This is a genomic window from uncultured Azohydromonas sp., assembly GCF_937926365.1.
Classification (GTDB): domain Bacteria; phylum Pseudomonadota; class Gammaproteobacteria; order Burkholderiales; family Burkholderiaceae_C; genus Azohydromonas.
Genome location: NZ_CALAOH010000226.1, coordinates 103,092 through 129,508 on the forward strand (window position 1 = coordinate 103,092; position 26,417 = coordinate 129,508).

The 26,417-nt window shown below is 65.2% G+C and carries 35 protein-coding genes and 1 tRNA gene; 28 read left to right on the top strand and 8 right to left on the bottom strand.

The features are described from left to right. Window positions 1–10 precede the first annotated feature (10 nt). The 20 genes from Q0741_RS25240 to Q0741_RS25335 all read left to right on the top strand — a co-directional run bounded on the left by Q0741_RS25240 (window position 11) and on the right by Q0741_RS25335 (window position 14,303). The gene (locus Q0741_RS25240) at window positions 11–1,255 is read left to right on the top strand and encodes a tyrosine-type recombinase/integrase (protein ID WP_367184178.1); all 1,245 of its coding nucleotides are present in this window, start codon (window positions 11–13) and stop codon (window positions 1,253–1,255) included. Between the two features lie 103 nt (window positions 1,256–1,358). Then, a complete protein-coding gene (locus Q0741_RS25245) occupies window positions 1,359–2,036 on the top strand; it encodes a hypothetical protein (protein WP_298235956.1) in 678 nt (225 codons plus the stop codon). A 114-nt stretch (window positions 2,037–2,150) separates the two neighbouring features. Then, complete coding sequence (locus tag Q0741_RS25250; RefSeq protein ID WP_298235957.1) at window positions 2,151–2,414, top strand: AlpA family transcriptional regulator; 264 nt, start codon at window positions 2,151–2,153, stop codon at window positions 2,412–2,414. 8 nt (window positions 2,415–2,422) lie between these two features. Continuing rightward, a complete protein-coding gene (locus tag Q0741_RS25255; protein ID WP_298235958.1) occupies window positions 2,423–3,322 on the top strand; it encodes a BRO family protein in 900 nt (299 codons plus the stop codon). A 395-nt stretch (window positions 3,323–3,717) separates the two neighbouring features. Further along, a complete protein-coding gene (locus Q0741_RS25260; protein WP_298235959.1) occupies window positions 3,718–3,951 on the top strand; it encodes a hypothetical protein in 234 nt (77 codons plus the stop codon). Continuing rightward, window positions 3,948–4,409, top strand: coding sequence for a hypothetical protein (locus Q0741_RS25265; protein ID WP_298235960.1), 462 nt, complete (start codon window positions 3,948–3,950; stop codon window positions 4,407–4,409). The genes Q0741_RS25260 and Q0741_RS25265 overlap by 4 nt, the downstream gene beginning before the upstream one ends. Next, window positions 4,406–4,636, top strand: a complete 231-nt coding sequence (locus Q0741_RS25270; protein WP_298235961.1) for a hypothetical protein — start codon at window positions 4,406–4,408, stop codon at window positions 4,634–4,636. Before Q0741_RS25265 ends, Q0741_RS25270 begins: the two co-directional genes overlap by 4 nt. Then, window positions 4,633–5,160: a hypothetical protein gene (locus tag Q0741_RS25275; RefSeq protein ID WP_298235962.1), complete on the top strand. Its 528-nt coding sequence runs from the start codon at window positions 4,633–4,635 to the stop codon at window positions 5,158–5,160. The genes Q0741_RS25270 and Q0741_RS25275 overlap by 4 nt, the downstream gene beginning before the upstream one ends. A gap of 101 nt (window positions 5,161–5,261) precedes the next feature. Continuing rightward, window positions 5,262–5,735 (top strand): CHC2 zinc finger domain-containing protein, encoded by a 474-nt coding sequence (locus tag Q0741_RS25280; RefSeq protein WP_298235963.1) that lies wholly within the window; start codon window positions 5,262–5,264, stop codon window positions 5,733–5,735. An 80-nt stretch (window positions 5,736–5,815) separates the two neighbouring features. Continuing rightward, on the top strand, window positions 5,816–7,102 hold the full coding sequence (locus Q0741_RS25285) for an AAA family ATPase (protein ID WP_298235964.1): 1,287 nt from the start codon (window positions 5,816–5,818) through the stop codon (window positions 7,100–7,102). Between the two features lie 98 nt (window positions 7,103–7,200). After that, window positions 7,201–7,530 carry a hypothetical protein gene (locus tag Q0741_RS25290; RefSeq protein ID WP_298235965.1) on the top strand — a complete coding sequence of 110 codons (330 nt, stop codon included), beginning with the start codon at window positions 7,201–7,203 and terminating at the stop codon, window positions 7,528–7,530. Between the two features lie 147 nt (window positions 7,531–7,677). Further along, entirely contained in the window at window positions 7,678–8,151 is a 474-nt protein-coding gene (locus Q0741_RS25295) for a hypothetical protein (RefSeq protein ID WP_298235966.1), read from the top strand. Further along, window positions 8,148–9,302 (top strand): hypothetical protein, encoded by a 1,155-nt coding sequence (locus Q0741_RS25300; protein WP_298235967.1) that lies wholly within the window; start codon window positions 8,148–8,150, stop codon window positions 9,300–9,302. Before Q0741_RS25295 ends, Q0741_RS25300 begins: the two co-directional genes overlap by 4 nt. Window positions 9,303–9,349: 47 nt before the next feature. Next, a complete protein-coding gene (locus tag Q0741_RS25305) occupies window positions 9,350–9,859 on the top strand; it encodes a hypothetical protein (protein WP_298235968.1) in 510 nt (169 codons plus the stop codon). A gap of 40 nt (window positions 9,860–9,899) precedes the next feature. After that, window positions 9,900–10,319: a DUF5681 domain-containing protein gene (locus Q0741_RS25310; protein WP_298235969.1), complete on the top strand. Its 420-nt coding sequence runs from the start codon at window positions 9,900–9,902 to the stop codon at window positions 10,317–10,319. Further along, complete coding sequence (locus tag Q0741_RS25315; RefSeq protein ID WP_298235970.1) at window positions 10,316–10,597, top strand: hypothetical protein; 282 nt, start codon at window positions 10,316–10,318, stop codon at window positions 10,595–10,597. The genes Q0741_RS25310 and Q0741_RS25315 overlap by 4 nt, the downstream gene beginning before the upstream one ends. Before the next feature lie 13 nt (window positions 10,598–10,610). Continuing rightward, entirely contained in the window at window positions 10,611–10,907 is a 297-nt protein-coding gene (locus Q0741_RS25320) for a hypothetical protein (RefSeq protein ID WP_298235971.1), read from the top strand. A gap of 2 nt (window positions 10,908–10,909) precedes the next feature. Continuing rightward, window positions 10,910–11,182: a hypothetical protein gene (locus tag Q0741_RS25325; protein WP_298235972.1), complete on the top strand. Its 273-nt coding sequence runs from the start codon at window positions 10,910–10,912 to the stop codon at window positions 11,180–11,182. A 2-nt stretch (window positions 11,183–11,184) separates the two neighbouring features. Then, window positions 11,185–11,472: a hypothetical protein gene (locus Q0741_RS25330; RefSeq protein ID WP_298235973.1), complete on the top strand. Its 288-nt coding sequence runs from the start codon at window positions 11,185–11,187 to the stop codon at window positions 11,470–11,472. A gap of 143 nt (window positions 11,473–11,615) precedes the next feature. After that, a complete protein-coding gene (locus Q0741_RS25335) occupies window positions 11,616–14,303 on the top strand; it encodes a tape measure protein (RefSeq protein WP_298235974.1) in 2,688 nt (895 codons plus the stop codon). Here Q0741_RS25335 and Q0741_RS25340 read toward each other — a convergent pair. Then, a complete protein-coding gene (locus tag Q0741_RS25340; RefSeq protein WP_298235975.1) occupies window positions 14,275–14,529 on the bottom strand; it encodes a hypothetical protein in 255 nt (84 codons plus the stop codon). The two genes, Q0741_RS25335 and Q0741_RS25340, sit on opposite strands and share 29 nt — an antisense overlap. A 115-nt stretch (window positions 14,530–14,644) precedes the next feature. Here Q0741_RS25340 and Q0741_RS25345 point away from each other — a divergent pair, with 115 nt between their 5' ends. Continuing rightward, window positions 14,645–15,136 (top strand): hypothetical protein, encoded by a 492-nt coding sequence (locus Q0741_RS25345; protein ID WP_298235976.1) that lies wholly within the window; start codon window positions 14,645–14,647, stop codon window positions 15,134–15,136. Continuing rightward, the gene (locus Q0741_RS25350) at window positions 15,133–15,450 is read left to right on the top strand and encodes a hypothetical protein (protein ID WP_298235977.1); all 318 of its coding nucleotides are present in this window, start codon (window positions 15,133–15,135) and stop codon (window positions 15,448–15,450) included. Before Q0741_RS25345 ends, Q0741_RS25350 begins: the two co-directional genes overlap by 4 nt. A 155-nt stretch (window positions 15,451–15,605) precedes the next feature. Here Q0741_RS25350 and Q0741_RS25355 read toward each other — a convergent pair. The 6 genes from Q0741_RS25355 to cysS form a co-directional block, all read right to left on the bottom strand. Continuing rightward, window positions 15,606–15,698, bottom strand: a tRNA-Ser gene (locus tag Q0741_RS25355). A 62-nt stretch (window positions 15,699–15,760) separates the two neighbouring features. Then, window positions 15,761–17,035, bottom strand: a complete 1,275-nt coding sequence (locus Q0741_RS25360) for an aspartate kinase (RefSeq protein ID WP_298235978.1) — start codon at window positions 17,033–17,035, stop codon at window positions 15,761–15,763. Between the two features lie 60 nt (window positions 17,036–17,095). After that, window positions 17,096–18,430, bottom strand: coding sequence for a tRNA lysidine(34) synthetase TilS (gene tilS / locus Q0741_RS25365; protein WP_298235979.1), 1,335 nt, complete (start codon window positions 18,428–18,430; stop codon window positions 17,096–17,098). Beyond that, window positions 18,399–19,370, bottom strand: a complete 972-nt coding sequence (locus tag Q0741_RS25370; protein WP_298235980.1) for an acetyl-CoA carboxylase carboxyltransferase subunit alpha — start codon at window positions 19,368–19,370, stop codon at window positions 18,399–18,401. Before Q0741_RS25370 ends, tilS begins: the two co-directional genes overlap by 32 nt. Before the next feature lie 24 nt (window positions 19,371–19,394). Then, window positions 19,395–20,045: a DNA-3-methyladenine glycosylase 2 family protein gene (locus tag Q0741_RS25375; RefSeq protein WP_298235981.1), complete on the bottom strand. Its 651-nt coding sequence runs from the start codon at window positions 20,043–20,045 to the stop codon at window positions 19,395–19,397. Then, window positions 20,046–21,425, bottom strand: coding sequence for a cysteine--tRNA ligase (cysS, locus tag Q0741_RS25380; protein WP_298235982.1), 1,380 nt, complete (start codon window positions 21,423–21,425; stop codon window positions 20,046–20,048). A 126-nt stretch (window positions 21,426–21,551) separates the two neighbouring features. Here cysS and Q0741_RS25385 point away from each other — a divergent pair, with 126 nt between their 5' ends. The 6 genes from Q0741_RS25385 to Q0741_RS28925 all read left to right on the top strand — a co-directional run bounded on the left by Q0741_RS25385 (window position 21,552) and on the right by Q0741_RS28925 (window position 24,869). After that, window positions 21,552–22,121: a peptidylprolyl isomerase gene (locus Q0741_RS25385; protein ID WP_298235983.1), complete on the top strand. Its 570-nt coding sequence runs from the start codon at window positions 21,552–21,554 to the stop codon at window positions 22,119–22,121. A 2-nt stretch (window positions 22,122–22,123) separates the two neighbouring features. After that, window positions 22,124–22,624 carry a peptidylprolyl isomerase gene (locus Q0741_RS25390; RefSeq protein WP_298235984.1) on the top strand — a complete coding sequence of 167 codons (501 nt, stop codon included), beginning with the start codon at window positions 22,124–22,126 and terminating at the stop codon, window positions 22,622–22,624. 14 nt (window positions 22,625–22,638) lie between these two features. After that, window positions 22,639–23,415: a UDP-2,3-diacylglucosamine diphosphatase gene (locus tag Q0741_RS25395; RefSeq protein WP_298235985.1), complete on the top strand. Its 777-nt coding sequence runs from the start codon at window positions 22,639–22,641 to the stop codon at window positions 23,413–23,415. A 1-nt stretch (window position 23,416) separates the two neighbouring features. Next, on the top strand, window positions 23,417–24,211 hold the full coding sequence (locus tag Q0741_RS25400; RefSeq protein WP_298235986.1) for a zinc-dependent peptidase: 795 nt from the start codon (window positions 23,417–23,419) through the stop codon (window positions 24,209–24,211). 156 nt (window positions 24,212–24,367) lie between these two features. Further along, window positions 24,368–24,649 carry a helix-turn-helix domain-containing protein gene (locus tag Q0741_RS25405; protein ID WP_298235987.1) on the top strand — a complete coding sequence of 94 codons (282 nt, stop codon included), beginning with the start codon at window positions 24,368–24,370 and terminating at the stop codon, window positions 24,647–24,649. Beyond that, the gene (locus Q0741_RS28925) at window positions 24,642–24,869 is read left to right on the top strand and encodes a hypothetical protein (RefSeq protein ID WP_367184180.1); all 228 of its coding nucleotides are present in this window, start codon (window positions 24,642–24,644) and stop codon (window positions 24,867–24,869) included. The genes Q0741_RS25405 and Q0741_RS28925 overlap by 8 nt, the downstream gene beginning before the upstream one ends. A gap of 101 nt (window positions 24,870–24,970) precedes the next feature. Here the strand turns inward: Q0741_RS28925 and Q0741_RS25410 are convergent. Then, window positions 24,971–26,417, bottom strand: a 1,447-nt coding sequence (locus Q0741_RS25410; protein WP_298235988.1) for an IS66 family transposase, incomplete at its 5' end; no start/stop codon positions are given.

The window sequence follows — 26,417 nt, forward strand, 5'->3', positions numbered from 1 at the left end:
CGTCTCTCGCTTGACCGACCCCGGAATGCACTTCGTCGGCGGTGTGCCCGGCCTGGCACTGCAGGTGCTGCCCACCGGCGGCCGGACATGGGTGCTGCGCATGATGGTGGCCGGCAAGCGGCGAGATATGGGGCTGGGCGGCTTCCCGGCCGTGACGCTGGCCGAAGCTCGGGAGTCGGCCCGCGCGGCCCGCGCGAAGGTGAAGACCGGCACTGATCCCATTGAGGAGGCCCGAGCCGCCCGGTCGAAGCTCCTGGCCGAGCGAGCCACTGCGCTGACCTTCGACCAGTGCGCCGCCAAGTACATCAAGACACACTCTCCGGGCTGGAAGAACGCCAAGCATCGCCAGCAGTGGGAGAACACATTGGCGCAGTACGCAAGCCCTGTGATGGGCTCGCTGCTGGTGCGTGATGTCCAACTGGCGCACGTCCTGAGCGTGGTCGAACCGATCTGGCACACCAAGACGGAGACAGCCAGTCGGGTGCGCAGCCGCATGGAGTTGGTGCTTGACTGGGCCACCGCACGCGGCTACCGGCAGGGAGACAACCCGGCACGCTGGCGCGGCCACCTGGACAAGCTGTTGCCCTCGCCGGGCAAGATCGCCGAGGTGGAGAACTTCCCGGCGGTGCAAGTTCATGAGGCCGGCGAGTTCATGCGCCAGCTGCGCAGCGAGCGTGAGGGCATGGGCGCGCGGGCGCTGGAGTTCCTGATGCTCACCGCCGTGCGCTCGCAGAACGTGCGCGCTGCCGCCTGGTCCGAGATTGACCTGGAGAGCGCCGTGTGGGAGATCCCCGGCGAGGCCCGCGGCGACAGCGCCCAGCGCATGAAGACCGGCAAGGCGCATCGGGTGCCGCTGTCGCCTGCTGCGGTGGAACTGCTCCGCGCCCTGCCCCGGATGGCCGACAACCCGCTGGTGTTCCCGGCGCCGCGCGGCGGCATGCTCTCGGATATGACGCTGAGCGCTGTGATGCGCCGCATGCAGTTCAAGGACAAGCACGGCCAGAACACGGTGCCGCACGGCCTGCGCTCCACCTTCCGCGACTGGGCGGCCGAGCGCACCAACTATCCGCGCGAGGTGGCCGAGATGGCGCTGGCGCACTCCATCGGGAACAAGGTGGAGGCGGCTTATCGCCGCGGTGACCTGTTCGAGAAGCGGCGCCGGATGATGGACGACTGGGCTGCTTTCCTGGCTCGCGTTGAGCAGGCCGGCCAAGTGGTGCCGCTGCGGGCTGTCGCCACTGCAGTCGAGGGCTGATGCGATACTGATTTTCTGCTGCGCCTACTTCGACGGGAGGAAAACCAGGTTCCCTACTTGGCTGGCGCAGCATTCTTCTAGGGGCGACGCAAAGGGAATCGCATTGAACGCACAAACAGAAAAAGAAGCCGAGTTATTTGACTTGGGGAATTCTCTCCGGGAAAGATTTGACAGATTTATTGACAACGATCTGTGTATTCATCGGGAAGCTTTTGACCGCTACGGCGCTCCGATGCTTGTGTCCCAGATGTTGCAGACCAAGGGTCTAGGACCAGACGCACCTATTGATGAGGTGTTCTTCAACATCAAGCAAGAGCACTTGGGGGTCCCTGACGAACTGCTTGCCAAGTTGTGTGCTGCGGCACCGCATGTGGACAGGTTCTGCCTTCAGGCCTTAGCGATGGCCTACGGTATTCCGCTGATATATACGTCGGAAATTTGTCGCAACGGAAAATTCCTGATTGAGACATACCAAATTATGCAGCTTCTTGAGGCCGCGAGAGTGTTTGGCCTAGTGGAGGCGCTGATTCACACAAATAAAAAGTCGGGTGATTCAGAGGCGTTCATGAAGGAAGCGATATCACGCCTTGCTATTGCTGGAGCCGATGCACGACATGCCCCCAACCGCGCCCGCAAAGCTACCTGGGAGGCTTGGCACAAGGCCAACAAGGACCGGTTCAAGAGCAAGGATCAAGAGGCTGAAGTCCTTTCTGGCAAAGCGTCTGTGACGTTCCGGACAGCCCGCGAATGGATCACGGAGTGGAGCCGTAAGCAGAGTTGACGCTTTACGGTCTGCCGGCAGACCGCAGGTTGTAGCGGCAGACCGTCCTCCATCCCGGCATCCCGTCCGCCTTGCCTGCAGTGAGGCTTACAGAGCTGGTTTGTTGCGTGTCGAATGGCGCTGTCTCGATTCGTTTCGTACAGCGCAATGCCTGCTAACACCGTCTCCCAAGCCCCCCTCAATCTCGACACGCTGCCCGATGGCGCGTGGTTGCGAGATAAACAAATCGCTGGACCTGTCCTGCCCATCGCCCGCTGCACCCTGTGGGCGTGGGTCCGCGAAGGCCGATTTCCCAAGCCCGTGAAGCTCAGTCCGCGCGTCACCGCCTGGAAGGTCGGCGACGTCCGCGGCTTCATCGCCAGCCAGGTCAACGCGTGAGGTCTCAGATGCAAGAGCAACTGCAGGCCCCAAAGGCAGGGCGACGCACGCCCATAAAGGATGAGGCCCCGGGCGTGTGGTGCGCCAAGGGCCTCGGAGAAGGACTCAGTGAAGGTTTCCATGGTACGGCGAGCCAAGTAGTGCCGCAAGGCGCCGCTACCGCTTTCACGTTCGATCGATCTGCCGTGCGCGCGATCGTGAAGGACGGCGAGGTATGGTTCGTCGCGACCGACGTGTGCGCGGTGCTTGGCTACGACCACACCCCCAGCGCGATGCGTCGTCTGGACGATGACGAGAAGGGTGTGCATTCAACGCACACCCCTGGCGGCATGCAGGAACTCACGATCATCAGCGAGTCCGGCCTGTTCAGCCTGATCCTTGGCAGCCGCAAGCCCGAGGCGCGGCGCTTCAAGAAGTGGGTCACGTCCGAGGTGCTGCCGGCGATCCGCCGGACAGGGGCCTATGCCGCGCCTGCGGCCAGCGCGGCGCCGGCGCTGCCGCGCACCTACAAGGAGGCACTGCTGGCTCTGGTGGCCGCCGAGGAGGAGAAGGAATCGCAGCGCTTGCAGCTGGAGCAGCAGCGCCCGGCCGTCGAGTTCGTTGACCGGTACGTGGAGAGCACCGGCACGATGGGCGTGCGCCAAGTAGCCAAGACGCTGCGCGCCAACGAGCGGGAGCTGGTGGCCTGGCTGCTGGAGCGGGGTGTCATGTATCGCCTCGCCGGTCGGCTCACGCCGACGGCGGCGCACCTGGACGCCGGCCGGTTCGTGGTCAAGACCGGTAGCGCCGACAACGGCCACGCCTACACCGACGCACGCTTCACGCCCAAAGGCGTGGAGTGGGTGGCCGGCGAGTGGGGCAAGCGCTTGGCCGGTACCGCGTCGCTCAGCAAGAAGGGGCGTGCATGATGGCCGTTCTCTCTTTGGTGGGTCAGATGATGGGTGGCTCCTCAAGAGGATGCCTTTTTCCCTCAGAAGCATGGCGGAGTACGGCTCCGCCATTGCCGTGGAGTGCTGCCGATCGTAGCGCGCGACCTGTGCTGACCAAACAAACCAAAACCCACCAACGTAAGCCCGTGGCGCGGTTACACTTCGCCGCAGGTGCTAGTCACACCTCAGACAACGCGGACAGCCGCCCCGACAGTGCGGCTTTGCCATGCCCGAATTCCGTCCGGTTTTGGGGCTGGGAGCGCCTATCCGTAAGGACGGCGGCACGACGTTGTCCGTGTGACTATCCCCAGCCCCACCCCGTTGCGCTAGTCACGCGGCGGGTGGGTTCCAAAGCTCACAACGGAGCCCGGACCATGGCCCAAAGCCCGAAGACCGCCCACGCTGGCGGCAATCTGCGCACGCCTGCGCAATCCCTCGCTTCCTCGCACACTGCTGCCCAATCGGCTCAAAACTGCGCCGATTGCCCGCCCCCGCATTACCTGCGCCGCGTAGCGCGCTCGATCCTGCTGCGCGCCGCTGTGCGCGGTCGCATTTCCTGGATCGTTGCGCTACAGGTGCTGGCGCTGGTGGACGGAGGTGCCCAATGAGCACGACCACGACGATGAAATCGTCTGCCGAGCTGGCCGCTTGGCTGCTGCTGGACGCCTGCGAGAGCGCCACCATCGAGCGCGGCAACAAAGCAATGTTCTTCGGCCCCAACGAAGGCGAGGCAGGCTTGCTCGACGGTGCATATGAGGCACTGACCGACGGCGACCATGGCCGCGCGGTGGGACTGCTGCGCGAGGCCGTGCGCCTGGCCGGTGAGCCGGTGCCCGAGGTCAAGGAAGGCCGCAACCGTGCGGAGTGCCAGCGCCGTGCCCAGAGGCAGTGCGAGCGACTGCTGAACGTCGCTCAAATCGCCATGGCACTGCTGGAGCAGCCAGCCGCCGTGCCGGTTGCGCTGTCACCGGCACCCACCATCAACCTGATGGCCGCCGCCGATGCAGCTGAGTCGTTCGCTCGCGCCCTGCGCGTGGTGGTCGGGCAAGAAGGTGGTGCCGCATGAACGTGCTGGCAGAAGCAACCCTGATTGCGTGTTTCAAGCTTGTGCGAGGCGAGGAAATCAACGGCTTGCCCGCACCGGTGGCCCGCTACATCAGCGGCGAAACCGACCGCCTGCCTGACGACATAGGCTGGATCCCGGAGGACATGCGCGACGTGCTGCCCATCATGCGCGAGATCGCCGCGGACAACCGTGCGGACCGCGCCAAGGCGAAAGGAGCTGCAGCATGAACGCCCCCCGGAACCAAGACGCCCGCCACGGCATTGAGCGCCGTAGCGGTCACGACCGCCGCTCTGGACTGGATCGCCGCGAGTTGCGCGCCGTGCTGCTGCAGCCGGACGCCGCTATGCCGCCGCGCTACCGTACCGGTGAGGCGGTAGTGATTGAGCTTGCGGCCGTGCCGCAGCCCGGTGACGACGTAATGCTGGTGCTGCACGACGGCCGCACGCTGGTGCGCGAGTTGGCCGCCATCGACGCCAAGGCTTTCAAGGTGCTGGACGCTACCGGCGCAGCCGTAACGCTTCCCGTGTCGGAAGTTCGCCAGGCATCGCTGGTGGTGGGCGCTGCGCGCCGTAGGAACGCCAAGCGCACGGTGGCAACTCCGCATGCGGCTGCGTACTACGACAGCGATGGGCGCATGCGCGTGCATGGCTGGTACGCCGACTATGCCGAAGCTAAGCGCCAAGCCGAGGCCCTCAAGGCACTGCATGGGAACGCCGGCATCTTCACCAGAGAGGAGGACGGCGATGCATGAGGCCACCCAGGAGTACGCCCTGAAAGGGCTTTCCCACGCCGACAGCGTGTCATCCATTCAGGAGACATTCGACGCCTATGTGGCGCAGTTCGGAGGGCGCCATGGGTGAGTTCCGTAAAGATCTGCTTCCCGAGCCGACAAGCTACTTCGAGGCGCAAGGCCTAGCGCTCACCGGCCGCGGGAAGTGGCGCACCACGCGCTGTGACTTCCACGACGGCAGCGACAGCATGCGCATCAACACCGAGTCCGGCGGCTGGTGCTGCATGGCCTGCGGCGCTCACGGTGGCGACGTGCTGGCCTTCCACATGCAGCACCACGGTCTGGAGTTTGTGGAAGCTGCCCGCGAGCTGGGTGCCTACGTGGACGACGGCAAGCCGCACCGCGGGCCAGTCAAGCCTGCTGGCCTGTCGCCTCGCGCGGCGCTGGAGGTGGTGGCCTTCGAGGCGCTGCTGGTGGCCGTGGCCGCCGGCAACTTGGCGCATGGTGTGGTGCTCAATGATCAAGACCGCCAGCGGCTGATGCAGGCTGCCGGCCGCATCGATTTGATTGCGCAGGAGGTGCTTACGTGCGCATGAATCGAGAAGAAGTAGCACGCGCTGCTGGAACGCTGGACGCACAGTTGCCGGCGGTGGCTCGTGGTGCTGAGCCGGCGGGCATGTTCGAAGATCTGGAAACGGCTGCAGCCGCGCGCGCCCAGGAGGCCGTGCCGCGCGTGGTGCTCCAGTGCGCTGCAGACGTTGTTCCTGAGCCGGTGCGCTGGCTTTGGCCTGACTGGCTGGCGCTGGGGAAGCTGCACATCCTCGCCGGCGCCCCGGGCCAGGGAAAGACGACCATCGCGCTCGCGCTGGCCGCAACTGTCACCACGGGCGGACGCTGGCCAGACGGCACGCGCTGCCCGGCGGGCAACGTGCTGGTGTGGAGCGGCGAGGATGACCCGGCCGACACTTTGCTGCCGCGGCTGCTGGCTGCTGGTGCCGACCGCTCGCGCGTTTTCTTCGTCACTGGGGCTCGCATCGGTGGCCGTGTAGAGCCCTTCGACCCGGCCCGTGACATGGCCGCGCTCCAAGTCCAGGCCGCAAGCATTGGTGATGTCCGCCTCATCATCGTTGACCCGGTGGTGAGTGCTGTCACGGGCGACAGCCATAAGAACACCGAGGTACGCCGGGCGCTGCAGCCGCTGGTGGACATGGCCGCCAGCATGGGCGCTGCGCTTCTGGGCATCACGCACTTCAGCAAAGGCGGACAGGGGCAAGACCCGGCTTCTCGCGTCGTTGGCTCCATCGCCTTCACAGCGGTGGCGCGGGTGGTGCTCGTGGCCGCCAAGGCGAAGGGTGAGGATGGCGAGGACCGCCGCATCCTGGCGCGCTCCAAGTCCAATATTGGCCCGGATGAAGGCGGGTTCGCCTACAGCTTGGAGCAGTGCGAGCCAGTCCCTGGTATCCACGCTTCCCGCGTGACCTGGGGCGAGGCTGTGGAGGGCAGCGCGCGCGAGCTACTGGCGGAACCCGAGGACACGGGCGAACCGCGCGCAACTTCGGACGATGCCGCCGCCGCGCTGGTGCGCATCCTGGCGGGCGACATGGTGCCGATGCAGGCCGCCGTGGAGGCCATGAAGCGCGAGGGCTTCACCGACAAGGTGATCCGCAAGGCGCGCGAGCGACTGGGCGTCATCGTCAAGCGAAGCGGATTCGGGAAGGAGTTGCGCAGCTACTGGAAGCTGCCGCCCGGCTTGGCGTTGCCGTCTGATGATGGGTGTGAGGACGCCAAGGATAGTTCCCATTCCTGCCCATCGAACGCCATTCCTGCCCACTCATGCCCACGTAAGACGTTGGGCACGAGTGGCACGAATGGGCACGAATGGATGGGGCGAGGACACGAATGGGCCGGTTCTGAGCCAGAGCCGCAGGCCAACCAGGAGTCGAACTTGGAGTCGCAGCCGTGATTGAAGGACTCATTTCCACGTTTCCCCGGGGATGGCGCATGGTTGGCAGGCGGTGCGCCGTGACGGCGGCGCCCTTCCCTGATCAGCACACGGGGCCGTTGACGAGCGACGAACTGCGCGCGCTGCGACTGATGGCCGAGGCCAGCCCGGCGCCGCTGCTGGTGATGCGCGTGCTCCAGCAATACGACACCGCAATGCATCTGGGGCTGGAGTTACTACGCGCGCGCGGCTGGGTGCGTCTGCGAGGTTGGCCGAGCGTAACTCGGACTCGCTGGGAGATGACGCCGCGCGGACTGCGGGAGGCCGCCGCACACCCGGACTTCAACGGCTGGGGGGGCTGGTGCACCTGGTGGCGGATCTGGCGCCGCGCGCTGGGGATCTACTTGCGTGGACGGTTGCGCGATCCAGCGACCGGCCGGAGAACCTGAGAAAACCTGAGACCGCCAGCAACCGCCTCACTTCTTTGGCGATTGGTTCATGGCGGAGATTGACTCCGCCACGAATAGAGCGAAAACGCGCCTCCGGAAAATTACACCCATCAACCGACCCATCAAAAAGGGTTCAGGGAGGGTGTGGTGGAAGCGTTCAAAGACCCGGCGCAGGACGAGCGCCTGCTGGAAATCCTTGCTGATCTGCTGCCGCTGGCAACGCGGCACCGCGGCGACCACGACGACGAGGAGCCGGTGCACCGCGTGCGGACTAAGGCCGGCGCCCTGCCTCCGCCTGAGACGAACTCGCCGCGCAGCGTGTTTGAACTTGGGTACAGCGTGGCATCAGCTCCGGTGCGCCTGCATCGGTACTGCGTGCCCGGTAGCTCTACGGGATCCGCTGCTAGTGCCAGCGCGCCGCCGCGCCGGGCCGTCAACATCGTGGCCCGCGCCGGTGACCGCGTGCGCGTGTCCGGGCTCGCTTACCCGGGCGACCGGTGGACGGCAGAGCGCGCGGAGAAGGAGCGCATCCGCCGAGCAAAGCAGATCGTGCCGCGCCCCAGCGCAGCGGCCAAGCAGTTCAATTTCAAGCGCGAGCCGCTGGTGGGCGCCGCAGCATGACGCCTGCCGTTCTTGCCTCCATGCCTGAGGCCGTCGACCGGCTGCTGAGCCTTGCCGGCGAGGGCGAGGCCCGCCGCATTCTGGAAGCGCTAGGTGGGCGCGCCGCGCTGGCCGAGCTCGAGCGCCAGGCGGCCCGGCGCTTGGCCGTGCACCTGCTGCAGCAGCGAGCACCGCGCTGGCAGATCAGGGACCGCCTGGTGTCGCGCGGCATCAACTGGCGCACCGCTTACCGAGTCATTGACGCAGCGCTGAGCACTGGCCCGCGCGGCTCTGTCATCGCGGGGCCTGAGATGGCAAGCGACCTGGGGACACTGGTACCAACGCAACCAACGGAGAACCCCATGGCGATGAGCGTCAAGGATCTGCAGACCAAGCTGAAGGATCTGCAGGCGCAGCTGGCGAAGCTGGACGTCACTGCCGCCCGCGAGCGCGCGGACGCAGCACAGGAGGCTCACCAGCGCCTGCTCGAAGATGGCCGGCGCGGAATGATCGTTGGCACCCGCAACGAAGACCAAGTGAGTCAAGCCGCCATCACGATGAGGGCGCGCCGGAACGAGGCCGAGAGCATGCAGCGACAGGCGACCGCGTTGCACAAGGAGATTGACAGTCTCTCCCGGATGCTCACCGGCGAGCAGCGCGTGGCGCAGGCGCAGGAAGCGCTGACCAAGGTCAAGCAGCTGGTGCAGAGCGCGGCCGAGCAGGTGAAGACCGCCGAGGGGACCGTGGCCACGCTGGACGGCCTCATCCAGGAGGAGGAGCACGCCTTCGAGGCGGCCAAGGCTGGCGCTGCGGCGCAGCTCCTGGCGGCTGTGAAGGCACGAGGCGACGTCTCCCAGGTGCAGGCGGCGAGCCGCGACCGGGTCGCCACCCTGGAACTGGCCAAGACCGAAGCCATGGGCGAACTGGAGGCCGCGCGTGCCGCGTTGAAGGCCGTCCAGGAGCGCGAGGCCAAGGCGCTGCGCGACGTGCACATGGCGCAGGCCGACGTCACCGAGCTGGCATTCCGAATTGCCCAGGACGCATACACCGAAGCGCTGGCCGCACAGATGGCCGCGTACTGGCGTGCGCACAGGACGCACTTCGGCACTGAGGACGTGCGTGGCAAGGCCGGCGACCTCTCCATGAGGCTGCTCGAAGCGCCGGCCGCCTGACCACCCACAAGAGGCTGCCCGTCCGCCTCGCCGTTCAAGGAGATTCCATGCTTACCACCAACGATCAACCCGCGGCCGACGAGGGCGCGCTGCTGCGCCTGGTCAGCGACGTGCGCACCCTGGTGCAAGGAGCCAGCGTCGACGTGCTGAAGAAGCTGGGCACGCAGCGTCTCACCGATCTGAAGACGTTCATCAAGCGCGAGCAGCAGAGCGCATCCACGCCCGTGCAGAACACGGCATCCCTGGACGGGATCGCTGAGCAGGCCGAGCGCGACGCCCTGGCCATGAAGCTGGCTGCAAACAGCGCCGTCCCTGTCAACGTGGAGCACCTCAAGGCCTTCTCGCTGCGCGACCTGCAAGGGATCGAGCAGGCCCAGATCGCCAACGCTGCCGAGGCCAAGAAGCGCCAGGAGCGCGAGGCCTGGGCCAGCTATTCCCTCAACGGGCACATCGACGCCGCCAACGCTACCGGCGCCGCGCCGGCGCAGCCGAAGGTGACTGGCAACGACTGGGCCGCCTACGACCTGAACGCCATCAACGGCACCGCCGGGGGCTAAGCGGCGCTGCCGGCGCCTGTTCCAGCAAGGAGAAAACAAGGTGACTGACCTGAAGCGCACCGGGCGGTGGAAACCGGGCGAGTCCGGCAACCCCACCGGACGTAAGCCAGGGGCTGGCCAGGTGGCAAAGCTGCGCGCCGACATCGCGAAGCACGTGCCGGAGATCGTGGAGAAGCTGACCACGGCGGCAAAGGCTGGCGACGTGAGCGCGGCCCGGCTGCTGCTGGAGCGGGTGCTGCCGCCAGTCAAAGCCATCGAGCAGGCCGCGCTTGTGCCGCTGCCGGCCGAAGGCACGCTGACCGAGCAGGGGCGCGCGGTGTTGCAGGCCGTGGCCGGCGGCGAGCTCGCGCCGACCCAAGGCGCTGCGCTGCTTGGTGCGCTGGGCACGCTGGCCAAGCTGGCCGAAACGGATGAGCTGGCACGGCGCATTGAAGCCTTGGAAGGAAGGTCCAAACCATGACGTTGCGCACGCGCCTGGAGAAGTTGGAGCAGCGCATCGGCTCTGCTCGCTCGCTGCACGACATGACCGACGCCGAACTGATGACCGCCATCCTGCGCGAATGCCTGGAGCGTGAGCCGACCGCTGCCGAGGTTGAAGAGTGGATGGCGCTGCCGGACAGCGAGTTCCGCGCTCGCGTGGACGCCTTCACGGCCGAAACGCCGGAGGCACCGGATGACCCGGAGACGGCCAGATTGCGCGCACAGCTTGGCTGGGCGCGGGCACTGGCGGATGCATAAGGGAGGCATGGGCATGACATCAGGACTGCTGCGCCGCCTGGACCGCCTGGAGGCCGCGTTGCCTGCCCCCGCGGATCATGAGCGCCGCGACCGCTTTCAGGTTGCCGTGCGCTACATCCTCAACGCTGTGCCGCGCGGCCCCATCACCATCGACGGTGACCGAGACGCCCCATTGCGTGAGCTGCTACAGCGCGGGGACGCCGGCACGCTGACCGAGGAGGACTGCGCGCTCCTGGCCGCCGCGCCTGAGTGCCACGTGCCCGCGCTTGAAGTGCTGCGGACGCTGGTAAAGCTCATGGACGAGGTGTGACCGTGGGGCGGCTGCACACCCGACTGGACCGCCTGGAGCAGGCCTGCATACACAAGCTGACTGGATCGGTGCTGCTGGCCTACGACAGCGCCGGCCTGCTGGCGCCCGTGACCCTTGATTGCGCACCGGGCGAGCCGGTGCCTTTGCCGACCGGGTGCCGGCCCCAGCGACCCGAGGAACTGGAAGCCGACTACATCGCCGCACTGAAGGCTCTCGGCCTGACGGTGCTGATGTGGGACTTCAGCCGGACGTCCAACTTGCCGGCGGAGGCCTGACGATGGTGGATCTGCGCGCGCGACTGGCGAAGTTGGAGCAGGCCATGGCGCCGCCGTGCGGCCCAGCGGTGGTGCTCTGGGAGGGCGCCGATGGGCGGCTGGTGTCGGACTTGTTTTCCCGCGGCGGCCTTGGTGAGCCGGTGCCCGAGCCGCCAGGCTGGCGCGAGCAGCAGCCAGGGGAGACGGCTGAGGACTATGTGGCCACGCTGGAAGCCGCTGGGCTGCACGCGGTGGTGGTTCAGATGGTGGACGCCAGCATCCCGGACACCGACACCGAGGACAGCAATTGAGCAAGTGCAGCACCTGCGCCGGTGGTGCGCGGAGCACCGAAATCACTATGGCGGACCATGCATCCGCCACGTCACAGAGGGCAGCGCAGCACGCATGAGTGGCACACCCATCAAACAATCCATCAACACGAGAGGGAGCCGCCATGTCTGAGGCAGCCGGGACCCATGTAGGCGGCATTTTTTATACAACTACCCTGGACACCCAGGGGCTGATCGATGCACAGCGCCGAGTTGATCGGGAGCTGAAGAAGGCCGCTGGCAGCTTCGACGGTGTCAAGCAGGCCGGCGTGGGCGCCATGACGGCGGTGGCCACCGCTGTGAAGGTACTGGCCGCGGCTATGGTCCTGGTGAAGTCCGCCGAGATGGCCGACGACATGCGCCTTCTGGCGGCCCGGGTCAACATCGCCGCCGGCAGCATCCAGGCCGGTGCTGAGGCGCTGCGCGCGCTCACGAAGATCAGCGCCGCCACGCAGACCGAGCTGGAGAGCAATGTCCAGGTGTTTGCCAGGCTGAACTCGTCCATCAAGCAGATGGGCGGCACCCAGCAGGACACGCTCACGCTCACCGAGCTGCTGGCCAAGGCCATCAAGGTGTCCGGCGTGTCGGCGGGCGAGGCCTCCGCAGCGATGCTTCAATTCGGCCAAGCGCTGGGCTCCGGGAAGCTCGCCGGCGACGAGCTCAAGAGCCTCATGGAAACGGCGCCCTACCTGATGAAGCAGCTGGCCGACGGCATCGGCGTGCCCATCGGCCAGCTGAAGAGCCTGGGCGAGCAGGGCAAGCTCACCGCGGACGTGGTGGTGCAGGCGATGAGCAAGGCCGCCAGCAGCATCAACGCCGACTTCGCGCAGATGCCCGAGACGATGCGCGGCGCCTTCACCGTGGCCATGGACGCGGCCGCGCGCGCCAACGAGAAGTTGGACGACTTGACCGGCACGAGCGCGGCGCTCAGCGGCGCCGGCAAGGGCCTGGGCGACATACTGGACTTCGTAGCCGGCCGCCTGGCCGCCATGGCTGGCGAGGGTGAGAAGGCCGGGCGCGCGAAGCTGGTGCAGAAGTGGGCCGAGGACACGGCCACCGTCCTGTCCTACGTGGTGGACGCCACGGACTTCGTGGTGCGTGGCTTCCGCCAGATGGGCGCTGGCGTGGCCGGCCTGGCGGCATCGGCCGGGCTCGCTGCGCAGGGCCAGCTGGGCGCCGCGCGCGCCGCGCTGACGCAGATGAAAGACGACGTGCTGGCCATCGGTGGCGCCAGCTACATGGGCCCGCGCTTCCGGCAGCAGCAGGCAGCGCTGAAGCTCACGCCCGAGCCCGACCGCCTGGACCGCGCCGCGCAGGCAGCGCCGGCCATGTCGAAGCTCAAGCCGCCCAAGGACGAGGACGAGGCCCGCAAGGCCGCTGCCAAGACTGCCACAGCGCAGGCCTACTACCAGGGACTGGTGGCGGCCAACAAGACCGCGCTGGAGCAGATCGACGCCGAGGAGCAGAAAGCGCTGACCGAGAACCAGCGCCGCATGCTGGCGGACAAGGACAACGCGGCGATCTACACCAAGGCCAAGGTGGAGATCATCAAGAAGTTCGCTATGGAGCGCGCCCGCCTGGAGGAGGAGAACACGCAGCAGATCGCAGACTTCAACATCCAGGTCACCACCGACGAGGCCACGAGGATTGAGGCGGTGCGCGCCGAGGCAGTGCGCCGGGCCGAAGCTGCTGAGCGCCTGGGGACGATGACCCACGAGCAGGCCGAGCGGGCAAAGACGCTGGCCACATTTAAGGCCGAGCAGGAGCGGGCTGACTTGGTGGAGCGCAACACCCGTGCGCGCGCTGAGGCCGGCATCGTGCTCGCTGGCACCACCGAGCGCCGCATCCTGCTCATCCGGAACGAGGCCATCCGCCAGGCAGAAGAAGGCTACCGCCGCGGCGCCCTGACCTTCGAAGAGGCCGAGGCCCGCAAGGTGCAGGCCGCGCAGATGGCAATCGACCAGCAGAAGCAGCTGGAGACCCAGCGCACCAACGTGCGGCTGGGCACGCTGCAGATCAAGGCCGAGGGCGGAGACCCGCAGGCGCAGGAGGATGCGATTCGAGCGCGGGCAGAGGCAGATATGGCGGCCGTCGAACAGGCCCGCCTGATGGACCTGGAGGCAAGCCAGCTCTACGCGGACCAGAAGGTGGCCATTGAGCAGCGCATGCAGCAGGACATTGCAAACCTGCGCAGCAGCGCCGCGCAGGCGCAGCTGGCCGGCGCCTCAGATCTGTTCGGCTCGCTGGCGACGATCGCGGCGGCCGGGGCAGGCAAGCAGTCCGGCATCTACAAGGCGATGTTCGCGGCCTCCAAGGCGTTCGCCGTAGCCGAGTCCATCGTGAAGATCCAGCAGGGCATCGCCAACGCCGCCGCGCTCCCCTTCCCCGCCAACATCCCGGCCATGGCATCGGTGGCAGCGGCCACGGCCAACATCATCACGACCATCCAGGGCGTGAACTACGGCGGTGGGCGCCAGTACGGAGGACCGGCGAGCGCCGACACCATGTATCGGGTGAACGAGACGGGGCGCCCGGAGATGTTCACGGCCGCGAACGGGGCGCAGTACCTCCTCCCCACCAGCGGCGGGCGAGTGACTTCCGCGGCAGACATGGCCGGCGCTGGTGCAGCGCCTACCGTCATCATCAACAACAACGGGCAGCCGCTGGCCGTGCAGCGGACGACCTGGGACGCGCAGCAGCAGCGCATGGTGATTGACATGGCAGTGAAGGAGTCGGCCTCGCAGATTGCCGAGCGGCGCGGCCCGATGTGGGGAGCTCTGCGGACTACGAATGTCCAGGGGCGGCCGGGCTGACCAACTGCAGGCCAGCGCCGTCCCCAGGCAATGTGGCGTCCAGGATTTCAAACCGCACGTCAGAGAAGCCTCCGGTGACGGTGACCGGCTGGCCCGCCAGCAGCGGGAATTCAATGCGCGTGCCACTGCGCTCGCACACGACGGCGAGTCGGCAGGTGGCATTGAAGACGACGTGCCACGGTTCCCCGGGCTTGTCGTCAGTGATGGGGATTTGCAGAGGCTCCATGCCGGGCGATGCTACGGGCTGCAGTCTTCGGGCCTCCTGAGCCGCTTTGATCTGCTGGAACTGGTAACGCCGTCCCGTTGCGGGATCATTGGGCCCACGACGACGGGAGGGACTGATGAGAACCATGCTGAAGGCGGTCGGCATCGGTGCATGCGCCGCACTGCTATCCGGCGCCGCGCTGGGTCAAGGTGCGCCGCATTGGGCGTACCGCACCACGCCGGACAAGATGGGGCGCGGCGAGATCAAGATCGCCACCATCAATTCCAGCAACACCGTGGATTTCCTGCCGCACAAGAGCGAGCGCGCGACTCTGGCGCTTCGCGTCCATCCGCGACACGGCAAGACGGCAATGCTGCAGGTGGGCCCGGGAGAGTTCCTTTGCCCCAGCAGCGGCTGTCGCGTCGCGGCAAGGTTCGACGCCGGAAAGGTGGTGGATCTGCCGGCCGTGCGCCCAGCGGACTACACCGCTACCAATGTGATATTCGTCCGCGATCATGACCGACTGCTGGTGTCTCTGAAGACGGCGAAGCGGCTGCTCATCGAGGCCGACTTCTACGGCTACGGCTCGCGGGTCTTCGAGTTCGACGTGGCGGGCCTGCAGTGGTGAGCGCGCGCCAAGCCGCCGGGCTAGTCGACGGGAAGCACTTCACCGCCTACGTGGACGAGGTGAAGGGGCTGAAGCGCAGCGGGGACAACGACGCGGCCGCCGGCCTGCTGCTGCGCCTGGTGGGCGCCGTGGAGGCCGAAGCCAAGGCCGCGGCCCCGGGTTGGTACATCGCCCCATGGTACTTCGAGCAGCTAGCCCTGCTCTATCGCAAGACCCGGCGGTCCACCTTGAGGCGGCCATCCTGCGGCGCTACGTCAGCGCGTGCGCAGCTGCCGGGCATGAGCCTGTGGCCGGCACTGCCGAGCGGATGGTGAAAGCGGAAAGAAAAAAGCCGGCATGAGCTGCCGGCTTTGGATGGGGAACCTGGGGTTCACCGCTTCATCTTCGGTAGTCTGATACCGTTGATTTGCTTTTGGTGGGTGGGTTGATGGGTGTAAGCCCAAACCATCCCGGTTCACCCTCTATGGGGTGGCGGAGTCGGAGGGATTCGAACCCTCGATGCAGGTTTTGCCCGCATACTCCCTTAGCAGGGGAGCACCTTCGGCCTCTCGGTCACGACTCCAGTGCAGAAGCTGCCATTCTAGCAAGGTTTTTTCGAACTTCCAAGCACCTTGCGAAGTTTTTTTAGGCGCCGACCTTTTCCTGGTCCAGTTCGAAGGCGCGATGCAGCGCGCGCACGGCGAGTTCCATGTACTTCTCGTCGATCACCACGCTGGTCTTGATTTCGCTGGTGGTGATCATCTGGATGTTGATACCCTCGTCGCTCAGGGCGCGGAACATCTTGCTGGCCACGCCGGCATGGCTGCGCATACCGATGCCAACGATGCTGACCTTGCAGATCTTGGTGTCACCGATGATGTCCTTGGCACCTAGCGCGGGCAGCACCTGGCTTTGCAGCAAGTCCACCGTGCGCTGGTAGTCATTACGGTGCACGGTGAAGGAGAAGTCGGTCTTCCCGTCGTGCGACACGTTCTGGATGATCACGTCGACGTCGATGTTGGCCTCGGCCACGGCGCCAAGGATCTGGTAAGCGATACCGGGCTTGTCGGGCACGCCCATGACGGTGATCTTGGCCTCGTCGCGGTTGAACGCGATACCGGAGACAACGGCTTGTTCCATCTTTTCGTCTTCCTCGAAGGTGATCAGGGTGCCAGAGCGGGCTTCCTCTTCGATATCAATATCCCAGGGCGTGAAGCTGGAGAGCACGCGCAGCGGCACGCGGTACTTGCCCGCGAATTCCACCGAGCGGATCTGCAGCACCTTGGAGCCCAGGCTGGCCATCTCCAGCATCTCTTCGAAGCTGATGGTGCTCAGGCGCCGTGCCTCGGCCACGATACGTGGGTCGGTGGTGTAGACGCCATCGACGTCGGTGTAGATCAGGCACTCGTCGGCCTTCATCGCCGCCGCCACCGCCACCGCAGAGGTGTCCGAGCCGCCGCGGCCCAGCGTAGTGATGTGCCCCTCGGCGTCGATACCCTGGAAACCGGTAATGATCACCACCTTGCCTGCGGCCAAGTCGGCGCGCACGCGGGCATCATCGATGCTCTCGATGCGGGCCTTGGTATAGGCCGAATCGGTCTGCACCGGAACCTGCCAGCCGGTGTAGCTGATGGCCTCCATGCCTTCGGCCTGGAGCGCGATGGCCAGCAGGCCCACCGACACCTGCTCGCCCGTGGCGGCAATCATGTCGAGCTCGCGCAGCAGCGCGGAGCTCGTCTGCTTGGGCGACAGCTCCTTGGCCAGCCCCAGCAGTCGGTTGGTTTCACCGCTCATCGCGGAAGGAACGACCACCATCTGGTGGCCCGCGCGTGCCCACTTGGCCACGCGCTTGGCGACGTTGCGGATGCGCTCCGTGGAGCCCATCGACGTACCGCCGTACTTGTGAACGATCAATGCCATGGTGTTTGAAACAGGCCCGGTGTTTGCCGCGAGGCACCAGCGGCCCGCGAATCCACGATTCTAGCCGGCTGTATCGGGCACCCATTCGAGTGCCAGCTGCGGCTCGCCGAGGGGTGCCCACATCCGCGCATCTAGGCCCAGGCGGGGCACGAACAAGAGCGCTCCGTCCAGCCACAGCAGTGGACCGTCACGGTGCCACGCTGGCACACCCAGGGTCTGGTACTGTTTCTTGAGGCTGCGCGGGACCCCTCCCGGCTTGAGCTGGAATTGCTCGCCGCCGCTGCGCGCGCGCGCGATGCATGCCCGCAGCCGCGCTGGAGCCACACCACCTTCATCCACGCTGCGCACCTCCAGCCAGCCGCCCCAGGTATCCAGGCGCTGCCGACCTGGGCCGTCGATGCAAACCTGCTGCCCTTCAGGCGCTGGCTCCACCATCACGCCTTTCCCGGCCGGCTCGCAGCGCAACCGGCCCCGGTAGCGCTGCAGCACCTGCTCGCCGGCCGGCCAGCATGCAGGCAGATCGCTTCCGTACAGCTCACTCAACAGGCGTTGCAGCAGGGTGTCGCCGGGACTGCGACCGCAGCGCTGCAGCAGCCAGTGGCGCAGTAGGTTCGCTTGGCGGGCCGGGGGCAGCGTAGCCAGTGCCGATAGGCGCAGCTCGTGTCCTGCGGCCACGGCAGCCAGGTCGATCTCCGCCAGCGCCTGCAGACATTCGCGAGCCTGTTGTGCTTGCCGAGTGGCCGCTCCCAGCGCCTGCTCAGCCTGTGGAAATGCAGCCGTCAACGCCGGCATCACGCGATGCCGTAGGCGATTGCGAGCGTAGCTATGGTCCTCATTGCTAGGGTCCTGGACGTAGGACAGGCCGTGCGCCTGCACGTAGGCATCGATGGCTTCCGAGGGCTGCTCCAGCCAAGGTCGCACCCACGGCAGGCCGTCACGCATCGCTTGCCGCGGCATCGCGGCAAGTCCGGCCGCGCCGCCACCGCGGAGAGCCTGCAGCAGGAAAGTCTCGGCTTGGTCGCGCCGGTGGTGAGCCAACAGGAGGAGCGCAGCACCGCCTTCCCACGCCATACGGCTTAGTGCCGCATAGCGCCCTCGCCGAGCCCAGGCTTCGACACTTTCGCCTCGCCCCGGGCTGCCTTCGAGTCGGCACGATCGCAGCGCCACAGGCAGGCCTTGCCGTGACCAGTCGGCACACTGGCGCTGCAGGTACTCTACCCAGGCGTCGGCTTCGGGTAGCAGCCCGTGGTGCACGTGCAGCGCAAGCACGCGCAGACCCAATGCCTGCGCGGCGCGGGCCGTGGCATGGAGCAGTGCGGTGGAATCGCGACCGCCGCTGGTGGCAACGGCGACGCAGGGGATATCAGCGCTCGGTGGTGTCGTTGAAGCGTCCATAGGACTGCAGCCGCTCGTAGCGGCGCTGCAGCAGCTCTCGCGGCTTGAGATCCACCACTTGGCGCAGTGCGTCGTTGAGCGCGCGCTTGAGCGTGGCGGCCATGTGGCGCATGTCGCGGTGCGCACCGCCCACGGGCTCGCTCACGATCTTGTCGATCAGGCCCAGAGCCTTGAGGCGGTGTGCCGTGATGCCCAGCGCCTCTGCCGCATCGGCGGCGCGCTCGGCGGTCTTCCACAGAATGGAAGCACAGCCCTCAGGTGAAATCACGGAATAGACGGAGAACTGCAGCATCAGCACCTGGTCTGCCACGCTAATGGCCAGCGCACCGCCGGAACCACCCTCGCCGATGATGGTGGTGATGATGGGCACCTCCAGCTGTGCCATCTCGAAGATGTTGCGGCCAATGGCTTCGGACTGTCCCCGTTCCTCGGCACCGATGCCCGGATACGCGCCCGGCGTATCCACGAAGGTGAAAACTGGCAGCCCGAACTTCTCGGCCAATTTCATCAGCCGCAGCGCCTTGCGATAGCCCTCGGGGCGGCTCATGCCGAAGTTGCGCGCCGCGCGCTCCTTGGTATCACGTCCCTTCTGGTGACCCAGCACCATGCAAGCTTGGCCGTTAAAGCGGGCCAGACCGCCGACGATGGACTGGTCGTCCGCATAATGGCGGTCGCCATGCAGTTCCTGGTAGTCGCTGAAGATCTCGTTGATGTAGTCCAGCGTGTAGGGACGCTGCGGGTGGCGGGCGATCTGCGTCACCTGCCACGGCGTGAGATTGGCGTAGATATCCTTGGTCAGCTGCAGGCTCTTCTTCTGTAGCCGCTCGATTTCCTCAGAGATGTCCACGGCGGACTCGGTCTGCACGTAGCGCAGCTCTTCGATCTTGCCTTCCAACTCGGCGACGGACTGTTCGAAGTCGAGGAAGTGTTTCTTGCTCATGAAGGGATTCCTTGCCGGGACGGCTCAGTATTCGACAGGCACCGGGTCGAGGCTGCGCCAGAGATACCAGGTGGCCACCGAACGGTACGGCGCCCAGGCGTCACCGACCTCACGCGCCTCCGCACGTGATACCGGCTCACCGCTGAAATAGTTAAGGCTGATGCCACGCAACAGGCCGACGTCGTCCAGCGGCAGCACGTTAGGGCGCATCAAGTGAAAAATGAGGAACATCTCGGCTGTCCATCGACCGATGCCGCGCACGGCGACGAGTTCCTCAATGATGGCTTCATCGTCCATCTGCTGCCATTGACGTACGTGAACCGTACCGTCGGTGAAGTGCGTAGCCAGGTCGCGCAGGTACTCCACCTTACGCGCCGACAGCCCCGCCGCCCGCATGGCCGTAACTTCGAGATCCAGTACGGCCGCAGGCTGCAGCCGAGTGGAGCGCCCACCGGAAAGCGCGATGAATCGCTCCCACACCGACTGCGCCGCGCGTACCGAGATCTGCTGCCCGACGATGGAGCGCGCCAATGTGGTGAAGGCGTCACCGCGGCACTGCAGCCGCGCCTCGCCGAACTGCGGGATGAGCTTGCGCATCACACGGTCACGCTTGGCCAGGTGCTTGCACGCCTCGTCCCAATAGGCAGGCGTCACGGCGGCGGCCGGGCGCGCCATTCAGGCCTTCACCCAGGTCGTGCCCTGCGCCGAGTCCTGCAGCACGATGCCACGCTCGGCCAAGTTACGGCGGATGGCGTCGGCTGCTGCGAAATCGCGCGCCTTCTTAGCTGCGGCACGTTGCTCGATCAGCCGTTCGATGTCGGCGTTGTCAAGGGTGTTGCCTCCCTGCAGGAATGCGCGCGGTGACTGCTGCAACAGCCCCAGAACTGCACCCAGTGCCTTGAGCAGCGCAGCCGCGTCTGCCGAGTGACTGCGGTTGACTTCGGCAGCCAGTTCGAACAACACAGCCACGGCGCCGGGGGTGTTGAAATCCTCGTCCATCGCGGCACGGAAGGCGGCGGCCTGCGGCTGTGTCCAATCGATGGACTCTAGTGCAGGAACGGCCTCCAAGTTCGCCAGGGCCGTGTAGAGACGGCGCAGCGCGTGGCGGGCGTCCTCGAGGTTGGCATCGCTGAAGTTGAACGGGCTGCGATAGTGGGTGCGCAACATGAAGAAGCGCACTGTCTCGCCGTCAAAGCTCTTCAGGACATCGCGGATTGTGAAGAAGTTGCCGAGCGATTTCGACATCTTCTCGTTGTCCACATTGAGGAAGCCGTTGTGCATCCACACGTTGACGAAAGTCTGGCCGGTGGCTCCCTCGCTCTGCGCGATCTCGTTTTCGTGGTGTGGGAACTGCAGGTCCATCCCGCCGCCGTGGATGTCGAAGTGCTCGCCCAGCAACGCACAGCTCATGGCCGAACACTCGATATGCCAGCCCGGACGGCCTGGCCCGAAAGAGCTGGAGTATTTGGCATCAGCGGGTTCTTCCGGCTTGGCAGACTTCCACAGCACGAAGTCCAATGGGTCTTCCTTACCTTCCAACACGGCCACGCGTTCGCCGGCGCGCAGTTCATCGAGCGACTTGCCGGAGAGCTTGCCGTAGCCAGGGAACTTGCGGACCGCAAAGTTGACGTCGCCCCCGGATGCCCGGTATGCCAGTCCCTTGTCCTCCAAGCGCTGGATCATTTCCAGCATCTGCGGTACGTATTCGGTAGCGCGCGGCTCGTGCGTCGGTGGCTCAATGCCGATGGAGGCAACATCCTGGTGCATCGCGGCGATCATCTCGTCGGTGAGCTGCCGTATGGGAATGTTGCGTTCCAGAGCGCGACGGATGATCTTGTCGTCGATGTCAGTGATGTTGCGTACGTAGGTCACCTTGTAGCCACTGGCCCGCAGCCAACGACTCACGACGTCAAAGGCCATCATCATGCGCGCATGCCCGACATGGCACAGGTCGTAGATGGTCATGCCGCACACATACATGCGTACATGCGAGGGTTCTATGGGTGTGAAAGGCTCGACCTGACGGCTGAGCGTGTTATAGATGCGAAGGGTCATCGACGGGAAGGCGACAGCTAGCGCCGGGAACGTCCCAGATGCGACCCGCCCGGCAGGCGCCGGCCGGGAAACGGGCGCCGGGGGCTTCAGTAGAATCGGATCAGTATAGCCAAGGACGTCCAACCCATGATCCGACTGACTGCCCTCACCTCCTTCGGCGCTGTGCTTGCTCTATGCATGACTGCACCCACAGCATTGGCACAAAAGGTGAAGCTGCAGACCTCAATGGGCGATGTGGTCATTGAAATTGCTGCCGACAAGGCGCCCAAGACTGCGGCCAATTTCTTGCAGTATGTACGCGCAGGACAGTACGACGGCACGGTGTTCCATCGTGTCATTGAGGATTTCATGATCCAGGGCGGCGGCATGTTGCCCGACCTGACTGAAAAGCCCACCCGTGCAGCCATTCCCCTAGAAAGCCGCAACGGCTTGTCCAATGTGCGTGGCAGCGTCGCGATGGCGCGCACCATGGTGCCCGACTCCGCCACAGCCCAGTTCTTTATCAATGTCAAGGACAACCCCTTCTTGGACCAGCCCAACGCGCGTGACGGCAATGGTTACGCCGTGTTCGGCAAAGTGGTTTCCGGTATGGAAGTCGTTGACAAGATCCGGCAAGTGCCCACCGGCAATAAAGGCCCCCACCAGAACGTGCCACTGCAGCCAGTGGTGATTAACAAAGCAACCGTAGAGAAGTGAACATGAGCAAGACCATTGAAATGACTACCAGCGCTGGCGCAATCCGCATTGAACTGGACGACGTCAAGGCGCCCGCTACGGTGGAGAACTTCCTGAGTTACGTGCGAGCTGGCCACTACGACGGCACGGTGTTTCACCGAGTCATTCAGGGTTTCATGATTCAGGGTGGTGGCTTTGAACCCGGCATGAAGCAAAAGTCCACAGGAGCACCAATCAGCAACGAAAGCGCCAACGGTCTGCGCAACGAGAAGTACACCATTGCCATGGCTCGCACCATGGCGCCGCATTCGGCTACAGCCCAATTCTTCATCAACACCAAAAATAACGGCTTCCTGGATAAGGACCGTTCTCAGGACGGCTGGGGTTATGCCGTCTTCGGCAAGGTCGTCGCCGGTACCGATGTGGTCGATGCCATCGAACGCGTGGCTACTGGTAATCGTGGCGGACACGGCGACGTGCCTGTGCAGGACGTTGTTATTGAGCGCGTGGTCGAGGTCGCCTGAGTACTCCAAAAATTATGGCGGCAGTGCCGGTGCTGCCGCCGCTTGAAGTCATTTCAGCGCCTTCGAGCTGGGAGTGTGTTGATTTCATCAGCGATTTGCACCTGGATGCCTCGCGTCCGCACACTTTTGACGCTTGGAAGCGTTTCCTGGCGAAAACGGCTGGGCAGGCAGTGTTCATCCTGGGAGATTTGTTCGAGGCCTGGATCGGTGACGACGCATGTCGGCAAGAGGCCTTCGAAGCTGAGGCCATCAATGCACTACATCAGGCGGCGCAGCGCCGCTGGATTGGCTTCCTACCGGGCAATCGGGACTTCCTTGTTGGCTCTGAGCTGCTACAACACATTGGTGTTCACCCTGTTGATGATCCGGCTGTACTTGAGGCACACGGACAGCGCGTTCTGTTAACGCATGGCGACCTGCTATGCCTGGCGGATGCCAGCTACCAACGTTTTCGCCTCCAGGTACGCGACCCGAACTGGCAGCGCCTGTTCTTGGCTAAACCCCTGTCCGAGCGTCGCGAACTGGCCCGCAACATGCGGGATGCCAGCCGTCAACACCAAAATGACATGCCCGCCTGGGCAGACGTCGATCTGAGCGCCGCGCTAGGTTGGCTTACCCAGACACAATGCAATGTCCTAGTACACGGGCATACCCACCGTCCGGGCAGCCAATCCATAGCCCCGGGCTATGAACGACATGTCCTGACCGACTGGGAGCTTGACAACTCAGGCCCTGCCCGAGCAGAGATATTGCGTCTCACGCAAGAAGGATTCACAAGAATCAACATTTGACATGTTTACCCGGCTGCGGCAAGCCCTTGAGCAGCGGCGCGAAGCCCGCGCATTGCAGCGAAGGGCTATTCCCGATGCCATATGGCAGTTAACGTTGCGGCGTTTTCCATTCCTATGTTTCTGTCCCGGAGCAGATCTAATCGTGCTACGGCGCATGTGCAGCCTATTTCTCGATAGCAAGGAGTTCCATGGTGTTGACGGGTTTGAGCTGCGCAACGACATTGTCGTTGCGGTCGCCGCACAGGCCTGCTTGCCGATCTTGAAATTGGGACTGTCACCGTGCTACGACTCATTTGTGGGCATCGTTATGCACGCAGACACGGTTGTTGCCTTACGTGAAACCGTGGATGCATCTGGCGTCGTCCATACCTACGAAGAAGCCCTGGCTGGAGAAGCCGTGGAGGGGGGGCCTGTCATGCTAAGCTGGAGCGACATCTACGACGGCAAAGGCCCGGCCGGACCTGCTTATAACGTCGTGATCCATGAGTTTGCTCATGTTCTGGACATGCAAGACGGCGAAGCTAACGGCGTGCCAATGCTGCCTAACCTCCAAGCACAGCGACATTGGCTCGCTGTACTGGAGACGGAGTTCGAGCATCTTTGCCGTCTGGTAGATAGAGGCATGGAAACAGCTATCGATCCCTATGGATGCGTAGGGTTGGAGGAATTCTTTGCCGTGGCCAGCGAGGCATTCTTCGTCACGCCATGGATTCTTAAAGAACAACAGCCGGCGATGTACCGGCTGTTGGTGTCTTACTACCTGCAGGACCCAGCGGAGCACGTTCACCGGGCCTGATGGCGAATTCAACCGGTTGTCGCAACACATACCAAAAGGAGAGTGTTGACATGGCTACTGTCAAACCACAGCATGCCAGTGTTGCTCGTACTGCATAGGGATTACTGACCGGCGCATAGATTGCTCAACTCGGACAAGGTCTGCAAGGAGGTCAACATGGAACAGTTGATTTCGAGCCGGGCCGTCGACTGGCGTGAGGGCCGACGGCTGCGTGCCTGGGAACTGCAGGGTTGGACACAGGCAGAGATTGCGCAGGCGTTGGGCGTCACACCGGGAGCGGTTTCGCAGTGGATGCGCCGCAGGCGTGAAGGCGGCGGGATTGCAGCGTTGAACAAGCGCAGCGCCCCCGGGGCGGCGTGCAAGCTCTCAGCCGAACAGCGCGCTCTGGGACGGCGCGCCGATCCATCGCAGTCGCGCCGTCAAGCAGTTCCTGCATGAGGAGGGTGGCGAGAGGCTGCATCTCGAACGCTTCCCTGGATACGCCCCCGAGCTCGATCCCCAGGAGGGAATCTGGCGGCACCTGAAGCATGTCGAGATGCGCAACGTCTGCTGTGCCAACCTCGCTGAAACCCGAAAAAAACTACGCGGTGCCTGCCAGCGACTCCGGCAGAAGCCTCGCATCATCCGGGCCTGCATTGCACATGCTGGCTTGGTTTAGCGTGAGCGTCCGGCGACACCACGTTGATCTGTTGAGGGAAGTCCGCAACGATGCCGGCCCCGCGTGTGGCAGGCAGTAGTGATGCCGGCCGATTGGGTCGGTCAGGACGGGCGCCAGCGATGCGGCAGCAGCTCGTCGATGCGGCTGGCCGGATGGCTGTGGATGCGCGCCAGCACGTCGCGCAGGTAGGCCCAGGGATCGATCCCGCAAAGTTTTGCAGACTGCACCAGGCTCATGACCACGGCCGCGCGCTGGCCGGCGAGCTCGCTGCCGACGAACAGCCAATTTTTCGCTCCGAGTTTCCAGGGCTTGATCTGCTGCTCCAGGTGGTTGTTGTCGATGAGCACGCGCCCATCGCTCAGGTGCAACGTCAGCGCATCCCAGCCGTTGAGGCTGTAGTCAATGGCCTTGGCGATGGCTCCGCCGGCCACGCGCTGGCGTTGCAGCTTCAGCCATGCATGCAGCTCGTCCCACAGCGGACGGCTCAGGCGCTGACGGCCATCGAGCCGGTCCTGGGGCGTCATGCCCGCCAGAAGACTCTCGACGTGGTAGATGCGTGCCCAGCGCTGCATGGCTTCCAACGCCACGGGGCTGGCGCTGGCAGCATGCTTGCTCAATTCCTCAAAGCGGCGCCTTGCATGAGCAGCACAGCCAGCGGCCTGCCGCCCGGGCTGGGTCCTGGGGGCCAGCACAGCCGCGTAGGCGGCGTACTGGTCGCACACCAGCGTGCCGCGCCAGGGCGGTTCGGGGTATGGCGGGCCCTTGCCGCCGAGGAAGGCCAGCGGGTACTGCGCCCCGCGGCCGTTACAGAAGTCGTAGATGACACCCGGTGCACCGTCCAGCGGGCTGCGCGCATAGGCCCAGACGTAGGCCTTCTTGGTCTTGCCACGGCCGGGGTCCAGCAGCGGCACCGGTGTCTCGTCGGCGTGCAGCACCGCCGCGCTGAGCACGAAGCGCTTGTGCGCCTCGTACAGCGGCAGCAGCCACGCACCGCCCTGGCCGGACCACGACGCCAGCGTCGAGCGCGGTGTGTGCACGCCCGATCGGGCGTTGATGTCTTCCTGGCGGTAGTACGGCAGGTGGTCCACGAAGCGGCTGATCATCGTGTGCGCCACCAGGCCGCTGGCCGGGATGCCGCCGTCGACCACGTCGGGCTCGGCCGGCTCCTGCACCAGACGTTCGCAGCAGCGACACGCCCACTTGCCGTAGATGTGGCGGTGCACGAAGAACTGCGCGGGAACGATGTCGAGCTTCTCGCTGACGTCCTCGCCCACGCGCGTCATCAAGCGCCCGCAACCCGGTGTCGGGCAGTGGGTGTCCTCGGGCTCGTGGCGGTGCTCCACGCGCTTGAGGTGTTCGGGCAGCGCCTGGCGGCGCGGGCGCCGAGGCGCTGCCTTGAGCGACGACGGCGTCTCGGGCATCGTCGCGCGCAAGGCCGCGAGCTGGGCTTCGAGGCTGGCCTCGTCCTCGACGAGGGTCTCGGCGAACAGCGCACCCGAGTTCGACACCAAATCGCGTAAGTTGTTGATCTGTATAGGGCGCAACCTT

Coding starts and splice junctions, on each gene's coding strand:
- Q0741_RS25315 (WP_298235970.1), top strand. CDS start 10,316: ATGACGTTGCGCACGCGCCTGGAGAAGTTGGAGCAGCGCATCGGCTCT.
- Q0741_RS25255 (WP_298235958.1), top strand. CDS start 2,423: ATGCAAGAGCAACTGCAGGCCCCAAAGGCAGGGCGACGCACGCCCATA.
- Q0741_RS25275 (WP_298235962.1), top strand. CDS start 4,633: ATGAACGCCCCCCGGAACCAAGACGCCCGCCACGGCATTGAGCGCCGT.
- Q0741_RS25250 (WP_298235957.1), top strand. CDS start 2,151: ATGGCGCTGTCTCGATTCGTTTCGTACAGCGCAATGCCTGCTAACACC.
- Q0741_RS25390 (WP_298235984.1), top strand. CDS start 22,124: ATGAGCAAGACCATTGAAATGACTACCAGCGCTGGCGCAATCCGCATT.
- Q0741_RS25270 (WP_298235961.1), top strand. CDS start 4,406: ATGAACGTGCTGGCAGAAGCAACCCTGATTGCGTGTTTCAAGCTTGTG.
- cysS (WP_298235982.1), bottom strand. CDS start 21,425: ATGACCCTTCGCATCTATAACACGCTCAGCCGTCAGGTCGAGCCTTTC.
- Q0741_RS25405 (WP_298235987.1), top strand. CDS start 24,368: ATGGAACAGTTGATTTCGAGCCGGGCCGTCGACTGGCGTGAGGGCCGA.
- Q0741_RS25360 (WP_298235978.1), bottom strand. CDS start 17,035: ATGGCATTGATCGTTCACAAGTACGGCGGTACGTCGATGGGCTCCACG.
- Q0741_RS25300 (WP_298235967.1), top strand. CDS start 8,148: ATGACGCCTGCCGTTCTTGCCTCCATGCCTGAGGCCGTCGACCGGCTG.
- Q0741_RS25400 (WP_298235986.1), top strand. CDS start 23,417: ATGTTTACCCGGCTGCGGCAAGCCCTTGAGCAGCGGCGCGAAGCCCGC.
- Q0741_RS25330 (WP_298235973.1), top strand. CDS start 11,185: ATGGTGGATCTGCGCGCGCGACTGGCGAAGTTGGAGCAGGCCATGGCG.
- Q0741_RS25375 (WP_298235981.1), bottom strand. CDS start 20,045: ATGGCGCGCCCGGCCGCCGCCGTGACGCCTGCCTATTGGGACGAGGCG.
- Q0741_RS25260 (WP_298235959.1), top strand. CDS start 3,718: ATGGCCCAAAGCCCGAAGACCGCCCACGCTGGCGGCAATCTGCGCACG.
- tilS (WP_298235979.1), bottom strand. CDS start 18,430: ATGGACGCTTCAACGACACCACCGAGCGCTGATATCCCCTGCGTCGCC.
- Q0741_RS25320 (WP_298235971.1), top strand. CDS start 10,611: ATGACATCAGGACTGCTGCGCCGCCTGGACCGCCTGGAGGCCGCGTTG.
- Q0741_RS25285 (WP_298235964.1), top strand. CDS start 5,816: ATGTTCGAAGATCTGGAAACGGCTGCAGCCGCGCGCGCCCAGGAGGCC.
- Q0741_RS25345 (WP_298235976.1), top strand. CDS start 14,645: ATGAGAACCATGCTGAAGGCGGTCGGCATCGGTGCATGCGCCGCACTG.
- Q0741_RS25340 (WP_298235975.1), bottom strand. CDS start 14,529: ATGGAGCCTCTGCAAATCCCCATCACTGACGACAAGCCCGGGGAACCG.
- Q0741_RS25370 (WP_298235980.1), bottom strand. CDS start 19,370: ATGAGCAAGAAACACTTCCTCGACTTCGAACAGTCCGTCGCCGAGTTG.
- Q0741_RS25265 (WP_298235960.1), top strand. CDS start 3,948: ATGAGCACGACCACGACGATGAAATCGTCTGCCGAGCTGGCCGCTTGG.
- Q0741_RS25305 (WP_298235968.1), top strand. CDS start 9,350: ATGCTTACCACCAACGATCAACCCGCGGCCGACGAGGGCGCGCTGCTG.
- Q0741_RS25280 (WP_298235963.1), top strand. CDS start 5,262: ATGGGTGAGTTCCGTAAAGATCTGCTTCCCGAGCCGACAAGCTACTTC.
- Q0741_RS25385 (WP_298235983.1), top strand. CDS start 21,552: ATGATCCGACTGACTGCCCTCACCTCCTTCGGCGCTGTGCTTGCTCTA.
- Q0741_RS25335 (WP_298235974.1), top strand. CDS start 11,616: ATGTCTGAGGCAGCCGGGACCCATGTAGGCGGCATTTTTTATACAACT.
- Q0741_RS25395 (WP_298235985.1), top strand. CDS start 22,639: ATGGCGGCAGTGCCGGTGCTGCCGCCGCTTGAAGTCATTTCAGCGCCT.